Origin of the sequence: Fulvimarina pelagi HTCC2506 (assembly GCF_000153705.1) — a bacterium.
Taxonomy (GTDB): domain Bacteria; phylum Pseudomonadota; class Alphaproteobacteria; order Rhizobiales; family Rhizobiaceae; genus Fulvimarina; species Fulvimarina pelagi.
Genome location: NZ_DS022272.1, coordinates 3,263,408 through 3,278,389 on the forward strand (window position 1 = coordinate 3,263,408; position 14,982 = coordinate 3,278,389).

The 14,982-nt window shown below is 57.9% G+C and carries 14 protein-coding genes and 1 pseudogene; 6 read left to right on the forward strand and 9 right to left on the reverse strand.

The genetic code is table 11. From position 1 onward, the window contains the following. Positions 1-124 precede the first annotated feature (124 nt). From FP2506_RS15170 to kdpF, 6 genes are all read right to left on the reverse strand, one after another. The gene (locus FP2506_RS15170; RefSeq protein WP_007068432.1) at positions 125-844 is read right to left on the reverse strand and encodes a response regulator transcription factor; all 720 of its coding nucleotides are present in this window, start codon (positions 842-844) and stop codon (positions 125-127) included. Continuing rightward, positions 841-3,426, reverse strand: coding sequence for a sensor histidine kinase (locus tag FP2506_RS15175; protein ID WP_202814213.1), 2,586 nt, complete (start codon positions 3,424-3,426; stop codon positions 841-843). Before FP2506_RS15175 ends, FP2506_RS15170 begins: the two co-directional genes overlap by 4 nt. Positions 3,427-3,504: 78 nt before the next feature. Beyond that, on the reverse strand, positions 3,505-4,083 hold the full coding sequence (locus FP2506_RS15180; protein ID WP_007068434.1) for a potassium-transporting ATPase subunit C: 579 nt from the start codon (positions 4,081-4,083) through the stop codon (positions 3,505-3,507). 23 nt (positions 4,084-4,106) lie between these two features. Continuing rightward, a complete protein-coding gene (gene kdpA, locus FP2506_RS15185) occupies positions 4,107-5,768 on the reverse strand; it encodes a potassium-transporting ATPase subunit KdpA (protein WP_007068435.1) in 1,662 nt (553 codons plus the stop codon). A 99-nt stretch (positions 5,769-5,867) separates the two neighbouring features. Next, the gene (gene kdpB / locus FP2506_RS15195) at positions 5,868-7,880 is read right to left on the reverse strand and encodes a potassium-transporting ATPase subunit KdpB (RefSeq protein WP_040489178.1); all 2,013 of its coding nucleotides are present in this window, start codon (positions 7,878-7,880) and stop codon (positions 5,868-5,870) included. A gap of 11 nt (positions 7,881-7,891) precedes the next feature. Next, entirely contained in the window at positions 7,892-7,981 is a 90-nt protein-coding gene (kdpF, locus tag FP2506_RS18510; RefSeq protein WP_148227594.1) for a K(+)-transporting ATPase subunit F, read from the reverse strand. Between the two features lie 101 nt (positions 7,982-8,082). Between kdpF and FP2506_RS19090 the strand changes: the two genes are divergently transcribed. Together FP2506_RS19090 and FP2506_RS15205 are read left to right on the forward strand one after the other, a co-directional pair. Then, on the forward strand, positions 8,083-8,277 hold the full coding sequence (locus FP2506_RS19090; RefSeq protein WP_040489179.1) for a hypothetical protein: 195 nt from the start codon (positions 8,083-8,085) through the stop codon (positions 8,275-8,277). 116 nt (positions 8,278-8,393) lie between these two features. After that, the gene (locus FP2506_RS15205; RefSeq protein WP_007065564.1) at positions 8,394-8,681 is read left to right on the forward strand and encodes a hypothetical protein; all 288 of its coding nucleotides are present in this window, start codon (positions 8,394-8,396) and stop codon (positions 8,679-8,681) included. A 51-nt stretch (positions 8,682-8,732) separates the two neighbouring features. Here the strand turns inward: FP2506_RS15205 and FP2506_RS15210 are convergent, their stop codons facing one another. Together FP2506_RS15210 and FP2506_RS15215 are read right to left on the reverse strand one after the other, a co-directional pair. Beyond that, the gene (locus FP2506_RS15210; RefSeq protein WP_007068440.1) at positions 8,733-9,134 is read right to left on the reverse strand and encodes a LysR substrate-binding domain-containing protein; all 402 of its coding nucleotides are present in this window, start codon (positions 9,132-9,134) and stop codon (positions 8,733-8,735) included. A gap of 311 nt (positions 9,135-9,445) precedes the next feature. Continuing rightward, positions 9,446-9,985 (reverse strand): fasciclin domain-containing protein, encoded by a 540-nt coding sequence (locus FP2506_RS15215; protein WP_040490073.1) that lies wholly within the window; start codon positions 9,983-9,985, stop codon positions 9,446-9,448. 326 nt (positions 9,986-10,311) lie between these two features. Here FP2506_RS15215 and FP2506_RS15220 point away from each other — a divergent pair, with 326 nt between their 5' ends. From FP2506_RS15220 to FP2506_RS19450, 4 genes and pseudogenes are all read left to right on the forward strand, one after another. Further along, the gene (locus FP2506_RS15220) at positions 10,312-10,617 is read left to right on the forward strand and encodes a hypothetical protein (protein WP_148227595.1); all 306 of its coding nucleotides are present in this window, start codon (positions 10,312-10,314) and stop codon (positions 10,615-10,617) included. A gap of 206 nt (positions 10,618-10,823) precedes the next feature. Then, entirely contained in the window at positions 10,824-12,320 is a 1,497-nt protein-coding gene (locus FP2506_RS19265) for a hypothetical protein (protein ID WP_244404337.1), read from the forward strand. Continuing rightward, a pseudogene (locus FP2506_RS19560) lies at positions 12,317-12,520 on the forward strand (autotransporter domain-containing protein); the annotation flags it as partial. The gene FP2506_RS19265 and the pseudogene FP2506_RS19560, both read left to right, overlap by 4 nt. Then, entirely contained in the window at positions 12,427-13,206 is a 780-nt protein-coding gene (locus FP2506_RS19450) for an autotransporter outer membrane beta-barrel domain-containing protein (RefSeq protein ID WP_425277092.1), read from the forward strand. The pseudogene FP2506_RS19560 and the gene FP2506_RS19450, both read left to right, overlap by 94 nt. Positions 13,207-13,600: 394 nt before the next feature. Here the strand turns inward: FP2506_RS19450 and FP2506_RS15230 are convergent, their stop codons facing one another. Next, the gene (locus tag FP2506_RS15230) at positions 13,601-13,987 is read right to left on the reverse strand and encodes a YybH family protein (RefSeq protein WP_040489180.1); all 387 of its coding nucleotides are present in this window, start codon (positions 13,985-13,987) and stop codon (positions 13,601-13,603) included. Between the last annotated feature and the right edge of the window lie 995 nt (positions 13,988-14,982).

Sequence of the window (14,982 nt, forward strand, 5' to 3'; positions counted from 1 at the left end):
AAGCCTATATTCGAGCTTGTGAGAGTAAAGAATATATTCGATAATTGCGTGTATTCGGTTCACGTCAGATAGGAAAGAGAAGCTGCGTCCTACCGTAGCGAATTGTTTTATCTAGTATGATTGTTTAAAGGCTTGGCGATACCGTATTTATCTTCGTAGAGTCCCTCGCGTCTTTCAATCGATATCCAACGCCGGGCTCATTCAAAATCAGTGTCGGACCTGATGGGTCGTCTTCGATTTTCTTTCGAAGCGACCTCACAATAACACGAAGATATTCGACATCTTTGATATGTGCTGGCCCCCAAATTTCTCGCAGCAGATGCGTGTGGGTGAGCACTTTTCCAGCGTGACCCGCTAGTTCAACTAGCAGCGCGAACTCTTTGGGTGTGAGCTTTACCTCAACATCCGATTTGCGCACGCTGTGAGAACCAATGTCAATCTCCAGGGAGGCTATTTGTATCTGGCGAGCGATACCCTGGCTGCTGTCAGCTCTGCGAAGGCAGGAGCGGATACGAGCCATTAACTCTTCGCTGTCGAAAGGCTTGGTGACGTAATCATCTGCACCGAGATCCAGAGCCGCTACTTTCTCATTTGACCCCTCGCGCGCTGTCAAGACGATAATCGGCACGCCCCTTGTCCGGAAAGCGCCAATCAGTTCCATGCCATCACGATCTGGAAGGCCGAGGTCGAGTAGCACTAGTCTGGGCTTCGAACGATGCAGTGCCTGCAGCGCGGCTGCCGCAGTGCCAACTTCTTCGGTGCTGAAACCGCTTCGTTCCGTCGCGACCCGGATCAGACGGCGTATCGGCATCTCATCGTCGACAATCAGGATATGGCTGCTCATGCGATATCCTCCATCGAAACGTGAACGATCGCTTCCGCCGGCATGCGTATCGTAAAACGTGACCCACCGCGCTGCCGTCGTGCCGCCTCCACGGTGAAACCCATAGCGTTAGCGAAACCCTTGACTATGGCGAGCCCAAGACCCGAGCCTCCGGTTCGATCTGAGGTTTCGCCGCGTGCGAATCGATCGAAGATGCGATGCTCGCTGCCTTGCGGGATCCCTGAGCCGCGGTCGAGAACGTCGATCACCGGGCCGCGCTTTCCCATCCGGGCTACAACGATGATTGATTCTCCTCTCGCCGAATACTTCAACGCATTGTCGATGAGATTCAGGATTATATGGTGAAGTAGCACAGCGTCCGCGCGAACAAGCGGAAGGTTTGGATTGATCGATGTTTGTAAGTTCCGATCCCCGATTGCACTCGAGAGATCCGCGACCGCGGAGGTTATAGCATCGGTAAGATCGATAGGCTGCAGATCCGGTGTGACTGCGCCTTCCTCGATCCGCGTCAGATCGAGGAGATCAGACAAGAATCGATTCAGTCGACGAGCTTCGCTCCGAACGGTCTCGACGAGTTCAGTTTCCGGCCCGTTCGTCGAGAGCGCTTCGGCGGCGGCGGTGACCGCCGTAAGCGGCGTCCTCAGATCGTGGCTCAACGAAGCAAGGAGGGCGGCACGCAGACTGTCCCGCTGCCGCACGACTTCCATCTCCCGCATCTCGGTTTCGAGCTTTAGTCTTTCATGAGCGAGTGCGGCCTGATCGATGAGGCTCTCTGCCAATGCCGTCCGCTCGGTCGGCACCGCGCTGCGTCCTGCGGGACCACGAAGGCCTAGAATTGCAAGCGTACCAAGCGATGTCTTGAGAGGACGGAACTGCCACTCGCTCGCGGTCAGTGTGTTCGTTCCCCGTCCAGCGGGTTCACCATGTTCGAAGGCCCATTCCGCAGCAGCGCGATCGACAGGGCTGAGTTCCGGCTTCTTCTGGCCGGAGGCAGTGATCTTGATACCCTCTCTGGTCCCTCGAAGAACCATCGTCTGTACTGCCAAAATGGCCCTGATCTCATCGCAGACGATCTGGGCGGTCTCCGACGTTTCTTTGGCGGCTCCAAGCCGGGTCGCGAACCGAGCGAGAGCTGCGTTCTCTCTCGCGCTTCTCATCGCCAGCGCGGCAGCTGCGCGGGCACTTGCGGCAAGTTGGCCCGTGATGATCGCAACAACGACGAGTAGAATCGCTGTGATAACGTTTGCAGGGCTATAGATGATGAAAGTATAGACTGGCGCGAGAAAAAAGAAATTATAGGCGACTCCCGCTGAAATGGCCGCAATGAGGCCAGCTCGAAAGCCGTAGAAACTCGCACTGGCAATCACGGGGACAAGATATAAGAGGTCGATCGGTCCACGACCTATCCAGTCTTGAGCAAGATATGCTGCAAGCGTCATCACTACGACCGAGACGAGCGCAACGACGTCACCTGCGACGACTGCGGTCGGCATGTAGAGATGGCGCCAAGAATGGGCATTGCTTCCGTCGGTCGTTGACACAACGTGAACCGTCACACCGCTCGCCTTGTCGATGAGGTCCTTCACGATCGACCGTCTTGATAGTGGCAGTCTTGCCCGATCACGCGAACTGCCGATGACCAACTGCGTAGCCCGCATCTCGCGGCACTGCGTGAGGATCGCCTCCTGCACCGAGGTCGCGGGTATCGACTGCAATGTCGCTCCCAGAGAGGATGCGAGCGCAAGATTGCGGGCGACCTGTTGTTTCTCTAAGGGTCCGAAACTCGCTGCCGCCGGTGTCTCAACGTAGAGCGCCGTCATCGGTGCCTTCAGCGCGTCCGCCAACCTTTTCGCAGTGCGGATTACCTGCTCGCTGCCAGCTAGATGCGAAACGGCGACAAGGACCCGTTGTCCGCCGCCAAAGCCATCCCGGCCGCTGATACCTTGGTGCTCTTTGATCCGCGCATCGACATATTGGGCTGCGTGCCGAAGTGCGAGTTCCCGCAGCGCAAGAAGATTTCCCTTTGAGAAAAAATGATCGAGAGCGCTTTTGGCCTGTTCGGGAACATACACTTTCCCGGCCTCGAGCCGAGCGATCAGATCCTCTGGGGGAAGGTCGATCAGTTCGATCTCAGCGTTTTCAAAAACCTTGTCCGGCACCGTTTCGCGCACACGAACGTGGGTGAATGAACCCACGACGTCGTTCAGGCTCTCGACGTGTTGGATGTTTACAGTTGTCATCACGTCGATGCCCGCGGCGAGCAGTTCTTCTATGTCCTGCCAGCGCTTGGGGTGTCGACTACCCGGAGTGTTCGTATGCGCGAGTTCGTCCACGAGAACGATCTGGGGCCGCCGCTCTAAAACGGCGTCGATGTCCATCTCCGTGAGTGTCTGGCCCTTATATGTCAGCTCCTTACGAGGAACGAACGGCAGGGGTACAGTCAGTGCTTCAGTCTCCTTCCGTCCGTGCGTCTCGACGATGCCGATCACCACATCCGCGCCAGCTTCGTGTTTCTCGGCAGCTTCCAGCAGCATCTCATAGGTTTTCCCGACGCCGGGGGCCGCGCCGAGAAAGATCTTCAATGAACCGAGCCCCTCTCGTTCCGCCTCGCGGAGCAATGCATCTGGAGAAGGACGGAGCTCGTCTGTCATTCGCAGACCCTAATTGCTGGCTTCTGACGCAGCCAGTTCGGCATCAAGCGCCAGATTGAGTTCCAATACGTTGACGATGCGACCTTCGGTAAAGAAAGCGCCTGGTGCATAGGCAAGGCGCCGGATGAAGGCAGCGATGGCTGAAATCTCGACACCACGCGCTGCTGCTATCCTGGGAGCCTGGAACAGAGCACCTTCGAGCGAGATATGCGGGTCAAGCCCTGCACCAGAAGCCGTGACGAGGTCGGCGGGTATTGGCCGCTCCTCGGTCGCACCGGTATGAGCGGCGATCAGCTTCACGGCCCTTTCGGTCAGCGCTGGGTTGGCAGGAGAAAGGTTCGAACCGCCAGCGCCGGACGCATCGAAGTCCACGGCTGAGGGCCTTGGCCAAAAATATTCCGGTGACGTGAACGCTTGGGCGATCAGTTGGCTGCCGACGATCTCACCCCTCTCATTCGCTATGAGCGACCCGTTGGCCGTAGCAGGCGTGATAGCCTGCGCGAAGCCAAGAACCAGGGCTGTATAGCCGACCACGCAGATGATCATCGTCGCCGCAGCGACACGAAGGCCGGAGATTAAGTCCAACATTGCGGAGTTCCTATCTTGCGTGCTTACGGGATCGAGAAGTGCTCGGCGATCGGCCCAAGCGCGGCGGCCGGCAGGAAGGTAAGCGCGCCGAAGATGAGAACGGTCAGCCCCAGCATCGTGCCGAAGGTCGCGTCCTCAACACCAAGCGTGCCGGCGGTCTCGGCTGCTCGCCGTTTGGCAACGAGGCTCCCCACAATGGCGAACGGCAGAATGATCGGCAGGTAGCGGCCTAGCAGCATCGCGATTCCCGTGGCGATGTTCCAAGGTCCGGATCCGTCGCCGAGCCCTTCGAAGCCTGAGCCATTGTTGGCAGCGGCCGAAGAGAATTCGTACAGGATCTCCGAGAACCCGTGGGCGCCAAAGTCTTGCACCGTCGCTTGCCCCAAAGGAGTCGCCGCGAAGAGCGCCGTGCCACCAAGGATCAGGACGGCGTGAGCGAAGAGGGCAAGGATGGCGAACCGCACCTCTTTCGCCTCGATCTTGTGACCGAGATACTCCGGGGTGCGCCCCACCATCATGCCTGCGACGAAGACCGCGAGCACGATGTATATGAACATGTTGATCATGCCGACGCCAACGCCGCCGAAAGTAGCGTTGAGCCACATGCCCGCCAACGGCATCAGCCCGGTGAGCGGGTTGAGGCTGTCGTGCATCGCGCCAACTGAGCCGTTTGAAGTGGCGGTTGTCAGCACCGCCCAAAGTGGGCCGGTCGTGGCGCCGAGCCGGAGCTCCTTGCCCTCGAGGTTGCCGGTTTCATCGGAAACCGGCAGCTCAACGAAGGCGGGAGTCGGCGCGCTTTCGAAGAAGACCGAGCCGGTGATCTTCGCCAGGATGAACACCGTCATCACGGCGAAAATTAAAGCTGCATGCCGTATGCGGCGGACAATGCGACCGAACATCCAGACACATGCCATGGGAATGAGCAGAATCGCGATCATGGCGAGCGCGTTCGTCCAGAAGCTTGGGTTTTCCAGCGGGTGCGTCGCGTTTGGGCCGAAGAAGCCACCGCCATTGGTGCCGAGTTGCTTGATTGCCAAAAAGGCGGCGACCGGCCCCCGCGCGATGGTCTGCGTCGCTCCTTCAAGCGTCGTTGCCATCGCCGAGCCCTGCAGCGTCATCGGCATCCCAGCGAGGACCATCAATAGCGACACGATCGCTGCAACCGGCAACAGCACGAGGAAGCTCGCCCGCTGTACGTCGACCATGAAATTGGCGAGCCCTGACCGACCCGCGATGCCGCGGGCCAGAGCCGTCAAAGCTGCTATGCCGGTGGCGGCGGAAACGAACTGCAGCCACATCAGCCCGGCAAGCTGGCTAAGGTAGCTCATCGAGACCTCGCCAGAGTAATGCTGAAGGTTCGTGTTCGTCGTAAAAGAAGCTGCCGTGTTGAAGACCAGCGTCGGGTCGAGTGCCGGTCTGGCGTCGGGATTGAGTGGCAACCATTGCTGGAGAGCCAGGATCGCGAAGGTCAACGTGAACATGATTATGTTGAAGACCAGCAGCGTGACCAGGTAACGCTTCCAATCCTGATCTTCGGAAGCTCCGGAGATCGTCTGAAACAGTCTGGTCCATCGGTCCGCCTGATTGGGAGCTGGATCCATCGCCCACTTCATATACGAGCCAAGCGGCACTGACAGCAGTGCCGTGCCCCCGACGATGAACAGTATGACGAACAGGTGGTCCATCGGATCAGTCCTTGAAAAGGTGGGTCACGGCACCGATCAATCCGGCGAACACGAGAAGTCCGAGTGCGTAGGTAAGAAAAATCATCCTGTTTCTCCTTTTCAGGCGAGGCCAAGTCCCGATACGGCAAAGTCGATCAACTTGATGCCGACGAAGGGTGCGATGAGGCCTCCTAGACCGTAGATCGAAAGGTTCCGGATGAGCTGCCTGGCAGCCGTTTGCGGTCGGTAGGTTACACCTCTCAAAGCCAGCGGGACCAAAAGCGGGATGATGATCGCGTTGAAGATCAGCGCCGAAAGGATCGCGCTCTCGGGGGTTGAAAGTCCCATAACATTGAGTGCGTCGAGGCCGGGATAGAGTGCGACGAAGATTGCGGGAAGGATCGCGAAGTACTTCGCCACGTCGTTCGAGATCGAGAACGTGGTAAGCGCGCCGCGCGTCATGAGAAGCTGCTTACCGATCCCAACCACCTCGATGAGTTTTGTTGGATTGTTGTCGAGGTCGACCATGTTGCCGGCCTCGCGTGCGGCCTGCGTTCCGGTGTTCATCGCGACGCCGACATCGGACTGCGCTAAAGCCGGCGCATCATTGGTGCCGTCGCCACACATCGCGACCAGCTTGCCGGCAGCTTGTTCTTTGCGGATCAATCGGAGTTTGTCTTCCGGCGTCGCCTCGGCCAGGAAATCGTCGACCCCGGCTTCGGCAGCGATAGCGGCCGCTGTCAGTGGATTGTCGCCGGTGATCATCACCGTGCGGATACCCATCTGCCGGAGCTCGGCGAACCGCTCTTTGATCCCGGATTTGACGATATCCTTCAGATAGATCGCACCAAGCAGACGCGTCCCATCAGTCACAGCGAGCGGAGTCCCGCCGACGCGGGCAATCCGGTCGGTAATAGCCTTCATTTCCCGGACCGCTGCGGGATCGAACTCGCGCAAGTTTAAGACGGCGTCGACCGCGCCTTTACGCACCTTGCGCTCGCCGATATTCAGACCGCTCACACGCGTCTGCGCGGTAAAGCCGACGACCTCGGTATTCTCCGGGGCGTCTTCATTTCGTCCGGCTAGCGCGACGATAGAGCGACCTTCCGGCGTCTCGTCGCCGAGGGAAGAGAGCCACGCTGCTTCGACGAGTTCGCCCTCTTGGATGCCGGAGAGCGTAAGAAACTGGCTCGCCTGCCGGTCCCCAAGCGTGATTGTCCCGGTCTTGTCGAGAAGTAAAGTGTCGATATCGCCGGCGGCTTCGACCGCGCGACCGGATTTCGCCAACACATTGAACCGGATCAGACGATCCATACCGGCAATACCGATGGCCGATAAGAGGGCCGAAATCGTCGTCGGGATGAGCGCCACGAAAAGCGCGACCAAGACGGGAACCGCGATCGATCCACCTGTATAGGCAACAAAGGCGGGCAGGGTCCCGACCGCCACGAGGAAGATCAGCGTGAGCCCTGTCAGCAATACGGTGAGAGCGATCTCGTTCGGCGTTTTGGCGCGGTTTGCGCCTTCGACAAGTGCGATCATCCGGTCGAGAAAGCCCGCTCCGGGCTCGACAGTCACTCTTACCTTGGCCCAGTCTGAGATGACCCGGGTGCCGGCGGTCACCGCCGATCGATCGCCCCCAGCCTCGCGTATCACCGGTGCGCTTTCACCGGTGATCGCCGCCTCGTTCACCGAAGCTACGCCCTCGATAACCTCGCCGTCAGCCGGAATCAGGTCACCCATTTCAACAAGCACGACATCGCCCTTGCGAAGTTCACTTGCGGCAACATCCTGGTGACCCGAACCCTTAAGCCGCTTGCCCCTTAGCTCAGCCTTGGTTGAGCGCAGCGCTTCCGCCTGCGCTTTGCCGCGACCCTCTGCCAATGCCTCGGCGAAATTTCCGAAAAGAACAGTAAGCCAGAGCCAGAAAGCGATCTGTATCTCGAAGAGAACGTCTCCCTGGCGGGCAATCGTTGCGAGAAGGAGGACCGATGCAAGGAGCGCGACCACTGCGGTCGTGAACATGACCGGATTACGAATGAGCAGGCCCGGATAGAGTTTCGTAAAGCTTTGACGGAGTGCCGGCCTAACAAGATCTGCAGTAAAAATGGACCGTGTCGGTTTCTGTGTCATGAACCGGCCCCTCAGTAACGCTCTGGCCGCATGAGCACGGCAATGAGATAAAAGATCAGCGCGACTGCGACAATGCCACCGAGGACGAAGTCAAAACCCATGTTGGAATTCTCCGCGAACACAACTCGTCCGCGGTATCTGGTCTGAACCGTCGTAATACTTCCATGTGAAACCCGCCCCATACCCGTAAAGAACTTATAAAATGCGTGAAGCGGCAACGACTGCTGTTTGGCACTCACGAAGCTTCAAAAGCAAAGCAAACAATGTTGCCATCTCTGGCTTAGAAGTCTGGGCGATAGGCTTCACCATGGTCGCTGACGCGGCGCGGCACGGCATCTGCCGCGCCAATTCTTTCGGCTTCACGGATAAGGTCGTGTTCCGAGTGACCCATGGCTGATAGGACAAACCTATCGTTTCTTCCATGCATTGCTTCTTCAAACTATGAGATAGGCATCCCCAATTTCCTGCCGGGCGGCGACAAAAGCGCGCCGACACGTTTCGAAGGAGATTGTTATGTTTGGAAGCAAAGCCACACCCTTGGTGGTCGCAGGTGCATTGTTCATGGTCACCGCGCCGGCGCATGCGTTGGTAAAAGTGACTAATGAGACCGACGCTACCCATTCCGTGACGTTCGACCATGGCGTGGAAGAAAATCGCCATGAACTGGCGCCCGGCGATATGGTGGAAGAAGCCTGTCCAACTGGATGCGGCGTCCGCTTTGCCGGACATGACTTCACTGCCGTCGATGGCAACGAGTTGGCGATCGAAGAAGGCGCCACCCGCCCGACCCTGAAGAACTGAGGCTTACCCTCGCGCGATGCCGCCGGAACGGTTGCGTAACCGGCGGCATGTTCATTCGAGCGTCAGTCCTGTGAAATCGCGCGTTGCCACCTCACGCATCGTGGATGTGATCGTCTCGAAGATCTGAGTCTGGCTCGATCGTTCGCGCCAGACGAGGCCGATCGATCTCGTGATGGGAGCCCCGCTCAGCGGTATCGCGACCACATCTGAGCGTCCGACGACCTCCGACTGAACATAAAGGGCGGGCAGAAAGGTTACGCCCATCCCCATACCGACCATCTGTCTCAATGCATCGAGGCTCGTTCCTTCGTATTCCCGTAGGAGACGCGCTCCATGCTCTTCGCAGAGATTTCTGATCCTGTCATGGAGGTGGAAGCCGCTTCGCATTCCAAGCACCGCACGACCGCGCAGGATACACAATTCAAGCGCATAAATGTTCATGTTTTCGCTCATCGCAGCCCCTTCTTCTCAGGAGCAGGGGCCTCCGACAAGCTAGAAGCGGTTCACTGAGTGATTTCGGCCATTCTCGAATTAGTAGGTCTATTGCGAATTCCCAGAGCGTGGCGCCGGAATGCGAGAGTGTGTTGGGTTCAATAAGACGGCGTTTTCGCCACGATTGCTGAGCTAGCAAATGGAGTGAAAGGTTTTCGTGATCTCATCGCCCCTGATTTAAAAGAGAAGCCCCAGCACCCCGCGCAACACACACGGGGCGCTGACTTTCGAGAGAACGGGTCCGGAGGTCGACGCGTTCTATCGAGATTGCGTTACATGGCTTCGGGCATCAGCACCGCGTCGATCACGTGAACGACGCCGTTCGAGGCCTCTACGTCCGCCTGTGTCACGGTCGCTTTGTTGCCGGCTGCGTCCGTGACCACAACGTTCTCGCCCTCCATGGAGAGCGTCAGTTCCGCGCCATTCACCGTCGTGACCGGATGCTCACCTCCGTCATCCTCGATCATCTTCACGACCGCCTCGGCTTTTGCCTCGGTCGGAACCACGTGATACGTCAGGATGCCTTCAAGTTGCGCTTTGTTTTCAGCCTCAAGCAGCGTGTCGAGCGTACCGTCGGGCAGGGCTTCGAACGCCTCGTTGGTCGGTGCAAATACCGTGAACGGTCCTTCGCCGCTCAAGGTCTCGGCTAGACCGGCGGCTTCAACGGCAGAGACAAGGGTTGAAAGGCTATCGGTCGAAGTGGCGACCTCTACGATTGTGCCAGAGGCGTTATCCTGCGCTATTGCGGAACCGGCAGTCCCGGTGACGAGCAGCGTTGCAATGGCGGCATTTCGAAGGAATGGCTTGAACATCATAAGTCTCCCACGTTCGGTTTCCGCTCCGGCTTGGAGCATGGCTCCGATATGTGGTTCCCACTGCGTCGTTTCGTAAGCGAGACTCACGGTATCGTCAGCGGAAGCAAAGACCAGTTTGCCAACTCGATCGACGGTTGCTGCTTGCCCGAAATGGCTGGAATGTGTGGCATTTGATGATGGCAAGGAAGAGTTCTGCGGGCTCACTAGCCAGCGGTTGCCGCGTCGTTTTGTAGCTTCGCAAGAACCTGTGTGTCGAACTCGTCGCGGGTCGCGTCGATCAGCGGTCGCGCCGATCGTGCAGCCGCGAGCTAATGGATGGCGGGTTGATCGCGAACTTCGGCGTCCTGAAGGGCGGCGGCATCGTCCGGACGCTGCAGATCTTCGCCGAGACGCTTCCCGACCCCTCGAAGTCTGCGAGCGACATCGTGGTCAAGGCGATGCTCGACCCTGACCTCTCGGTCCGACTCCTCGGCCGGAACATCGATCCGCCTCCGCCAGTGTCTGATGCCTTTGCGCGACGGTGGCGCGTTAACGACGAGTCTTTCAAGGTGACGCAGTGTGACCTTGAGGAGACTCAATTTTCTAACACGCTGTGTCTTTATTCTTCTGAGCAAGAGTTACGGAAATAACAATTGTGAAGCATATGCGAAAAACAGAGGGGAACGAGGTCGTGAAACATCAGTCAAAGACGATATCATTCAATGGTCGTAAGACTGACTGCAACAGATCGACCTCGGTCGCACGCGATCTGCAGCGAGCGCTTCTGTCGAACTGCTTTGGTATTTCCTACGGAAAACACACTTACGGGCTTCCAGCCGGTCTCGCCCTCGCTTTAATGAGCGGGTTCGGAGTATCGCCTACCGAGGCCGCGTGCTCAAATAATAATCCGGCTGACGGAGCGAACGTTGTATGCGACGCGAATGCGCCAAACCCTGACACACAAGGCGTTCGAGGCGTCTCCGACAATGTGACGGTTAATGTCCTGACAGGCGCGGCAATCAATACCACAGGCAACGTGCTTAATAGCGCCGTCGAGCTCGATGATAACGCTAATGTAAAAAACGACGGTACAATAACAGCAGCCATAGGTATCAATGTCTTAAATAACGCGTTTATCGTCAATAACGGATCGATAATTACAACGATACGTGGCATAAACTCATTCACGAATACTCAGTTAGTAAACAACGGTGTCATTTCTTCAAGCTCAAGGTCCGCAGTCCTCGCAAGCACGGGAAGCGTTGTCAATTCTGGCTTAATTGAAGGCGTAGATTCTGCAATTATTTTCGATGGTTTCTTCGCATCTGGTGATTCTCTTGTGGGTTCGTCGATAGTTAATTCTGGAACAATTCGCGAAACGTCAGGAGCAGGCGATGCTATTCTTTTTGATTACGGTGAAGACGATAGGCTCGAACTACAGCCCGGCTCTATAATTGAGGGCTTCGTTCGCGCAGGCGCTGGTACAGACACCCTGGCATTCGGTGGCAACAGCGGGACCTTCAACTTCGATATCTCATCGGTCGACGGAAACAACAGGGACGATGGCGAGCAGTACCTCGACTTTGAGAACTTCGAGAAGGTTGGCGCCGCAACAACGAACCTGACCGGCACCAACACCGAGATCACCGATTTTGCAGTCAATGGTGGCCTACTGAATGTGAATGGCTCGATGCCGAACACTGCTTTCGCGGTGAACGGCGGTGTCCTTGGCGGCGACGGCACGGTCGGTTCGTTCGTCGCCAATTCGGGCGGCACGATTGCGCCCGGCAATTCGATCGGCACCTTGAATGTTGCGGGCAACGCGACCTTCCAGTCCGGCTCGGTCTACGAGGTCGAGATCGCGGCTGATGGAACTGGCGACCAGGTCAGAGCCGATACTGCCACGATCAACGGCGGGACGGTCGATGTCGTGACGCTCGATCCCTATACGGCCTACACGGATGGTCAGCGATACACGATCGTTTCGACCGCCAACGGACGGACCGGGACTTTCGACAGCCTTCAGGACGACTCGGCCTTCCTCGACTACAACCTGCTCTACACGTCGAACGACGTCATCCTCGAACTCATTCGGGCTCTGCAGTTCCCGGACGTGGCGAGAACCTTCAATCAGCGGCAGACGGCGAACGCTCTGATGCAGCTCGACCAGACGCCCGGCTCGGCCAGCAACGGGCTCTACAACGCTCTTCTATTGCTCGATGCACCGACCGCTCGCGATGCCTTCGACCAGCTTTCGGGCGAGCCGCATGCGTCGATGAAGACGGCGCTGATCCAGGACTCGCGCTTCGTGCGCGATGCAGCGCAGATCGGATCAACGGAGCCTTCGGCATGAATGGGGGCGGCGACATGGTCCAGCCGCTCGGCTTCGGCCCAGGCGTTCCGGTGATCGCCGGCAGTGGCGGGGCCGATGTCGAAGCGTGGACGCGGTTCTATGGCGCCTGGTCCGACGTAGACGGCGACGGCAATGCCGCGGCGGCCGACACCGACACCTCCGGCTTCTTCGTCGGCGTCGACGGCATGGTCTCCGACACGGTCAAGCTCGGCGTGCTCGGCGGCTATTCCTCGACCGATCTCGATGTCGATGCGCGCAACGCCATGGCAGCACCGACTCCTGGCATCTCGGCCTCTATGCCGGGACGGAGCTCTACGGCCTGATCGTGAAGGGCGGGGCGGCCTATGCCTGGCACGAGATCGACATGGTCCGCTCAGTGTCTTTCCCTGGCTTCTCCGACACGCTGGTCAGCGAATACGACGCCGGGACCGGCCAGGTCTTCGGCGAGGTCTCCTACGACCTCGCGCTGTCGACGGCGACGATCTCTCCGTTCGCCGGGCTGGCCTATGTTCATCATCGCACGGATCGGTTCACGGAGACCGGCGGGGCTGCGGCCCTGACTGCCAGTGGCATCGATCTCGACACATGGTTCTCGGAGATCGGCGTAAGAGGCTCGATGCTGATCGGCACCGATCTTTCACTGCGGGGCGAGGCCGGCTGGCGCCATGCCTTCGAGGATACGACGACGCTGGAAGCCTTCCGCTTCGCCACGAGCCCGGCCTATCTGGTGAAGGGCGTTGCGATCGACGAAGACGTGGGCTTCATCGAGGTCGGAGCGGACTACCGCCTCAACGAATGGGCGACGGTCGGGACAGCTTACGAAGGCCAGTACGGCAGCGACACGACGTCAAACAGTGCGCGGGCGGACCTGACCTTCCGGTTCTGAGGGCCGCCCAAATCTCAAGTCATGAATGGGCCCGGTGTCGAAGACACCGGGCCTCCTACTTTTAAAGGGAAGGTCGTCGCAAAATAGCCTCTTCTTTCAATTTCCTAGGGGAACTGCGACCGAGTCTTTAGTTCATGTTGTATTGCAATCTGCTCCGAATGAGTTCGGACGGAATGAAGCAAGAGGGTTTCGCGTATGAGCAGATCATCAGCGTTCTGAAGAATCATGAAACCGGTGCTGGAAGCACCTTCACGCGCCGCTAGCCTGAACGGCAGATCAGCTCACGACCAAGCACAGGGTTCCAGGCAGCAACATGGTGCAGACTCCCGACCGACCTCGGACTTTCAGCGTGATTGGCGGCAATCAGGGGCGTTATACGGGCGGGATCTAAATGTCAGTTGAACGTATGTAGTTTGAGCTTCAAGCTTCCATCGTTCTGTCTTTCGAATACGTGGGTCGCGATTCCGCCAATATCTGAACCATCTCCGCCCTTTGCGCTCCATCGGGAAGCTGCCACGATCTCGTCGCCGCCTTCCATGACGTTGATGACTTCCAGCTGGTGGTCCGTCACGCCATTCTGAAACAAGCCGTCGAAGAAGGATTGGACGCCCTCGGGCCCTTCTACGACGTCATGGGTCGGAGGAAGAAAGATTGCATCATCCATATACGAAGCTGCCACCGCGGCTGCATTCCAGCCGTTCGCCCATGCGCCTCGCGCCTTACAATGTGGCTGAGGTCGGTCGTTCCAGAGTATGTCCAATACGCAGAACTTGGCCGCCATTGTTGGCTTGCGCATCCCGATCACCGATTACTCGACCTGGCGACCGATCAATTTGGTTGACCACCGATCATTGCAGGGGAAGCGTCTGCGGAGACCTTTCATTGCTATACTGAGCGAGACGAGGGCGCGTCGGTGAATCATTTTATGTGGACGATCTTGAACTTGGAAAGAGATCCTGACGGAACTTGGAGCGCGGGGGATTTTGAACGCCAGCGTTCGGCATATCGATCGTTGAGGTCGGCAGTCGTCACGACGCTGAGCAGACCCAGCTGAATATTTACGACGCGTTCACAGGTCGGACGGCAGGATTGTCCTGCATAGCTGCCACTTATCGGTGGAATGGCGAGTGACCGATCTCCACCCCTCCCAGACAGTCCACAATGGCCTCTACGCATTTCAGGGACCTGTTGCATTTGCATCTTGAATGTCCGCTACCGAGCGACTGGTTCACGGAGCCTGAACAGCCGCATTGGGAGCATTGCTGTCCGGCGGATTTCGGAAGGACTGGACCGAAAGGAAACTGTCCGCTTCCGATCTTTCACTTCTAGAGTTTGCCGCTCCCGCATCACTCTTCGCAGATCGTATTCGCTCCGCGCTGCTCCTGGAAAGCATTGATCATAGTTTCGAAGCGCGCCAGTTCGCAATATAACCGTCATGGTTCAACTCAAGCATGGTGACTTGCAAGGCATTCTCACTGCATTCCGCCACCCAATCGGCGTTCATGGTGTAGTAAACATCGTTTTCGACCCGAAAACGAAGAGCATCGGTCCATCGAGATAAGAGAGCGCCTCGCAGCTGATCAGGTCGCGAGTGGGCATGGCCATGTATTTCGGGATAGTGCGACCATTCTCGCGCCAATATTTTTTCAGAACGCAGGCTCTTCGGCGCCGCAGCAGGTAGGCATGCAGAATACGGCCTCGATTAACCGCAACGCCGCATTCTCGTGCTGGCCCTCGTACAATACCGAGTTTGCAGGAGCGAAACTTGACCGGTGG

Excerpts from the sequence above, each read along its gene's own strand:
- FP2506_RS15170 (WP_007068432.1), bottom strand. The coding sequence starts at position 844 with ATGAGCAGCCATATCCTGATTGTCGACGATGAGATGCCGATACGCCGT.
- FP2506_RS15180 (WP_007068434.1), bottom strand. The coding sequence starts at position 4,083 with ATGTTGGACTTAATCTCCGGCCTTCGTGTCGCTGCGGCGACGATGATC.
- kdpA (WP_007068435.1), bottom strand. The coding sequence starts at position 5,768 with ATGGACCACCTGTTCGTCATACTGTTCATCGTCGGGGGCACGGCACTG.
- kdpB (WP_040489178.1), bottom strand. The coding sequence starts at position 7,880 with ATGACACAGAAACCGACACGGTCCATTTTTACTGCAGATCTTGTTAGG.
- kdpF (WP_148227594.1), bottom strand. The coding sequence starts at position 7,981 with ATGGGTTTTGACTTCGTCCTCGGTGGCATTGTCGCAGTCGCGCTGATC.
- FP2506_RS19090 (WP_040489179.1), top strand. The coding sequence starts at position 8,083 with ATGCGTGAAGCGGCAACGACTGCTGTTTGGCACTCACGAAGCTTCAAA.
- FP2506_RS15205 (WP_007065564.1), top strand. The coding sequence starts at position 8,394 with ATGTTTGGAAGCAAAGCCACACCCTTGGTGGTCGCAGGTGCATTGTTC.
- FP2506_RS15210 (WP_007068440.1), bottom strand. The coding sequence starts at position 9,134 with ATGAGCGAAAACATGAACATTTATGCGCTTGAATTGTGTATCCTGCGC.
- FP2506_RS15215 (WP_040490073.1), bottom strand. The coding sequence starts at position 9,985 with ATGTTCAAGCCATTCCTTCGAAATGCCGCCATTGCAACGCTGCTCGTC.
- FP2506_RS19265 (WP_244404337.1), top strand. The coding sequence starts at position 10,824 with ATGAGCGGGTTCGGAGTATCGCCTACCGAGGCCGCGTGCTCAAATAAT.
- FP2506_RS15230 (WP_040489180.1), bottom strand. The coding sequence starts at position 13,987 with ATGGCGGCCAAGTTCTGCGTATTGGACATACTCTGGAACGACCGACCT.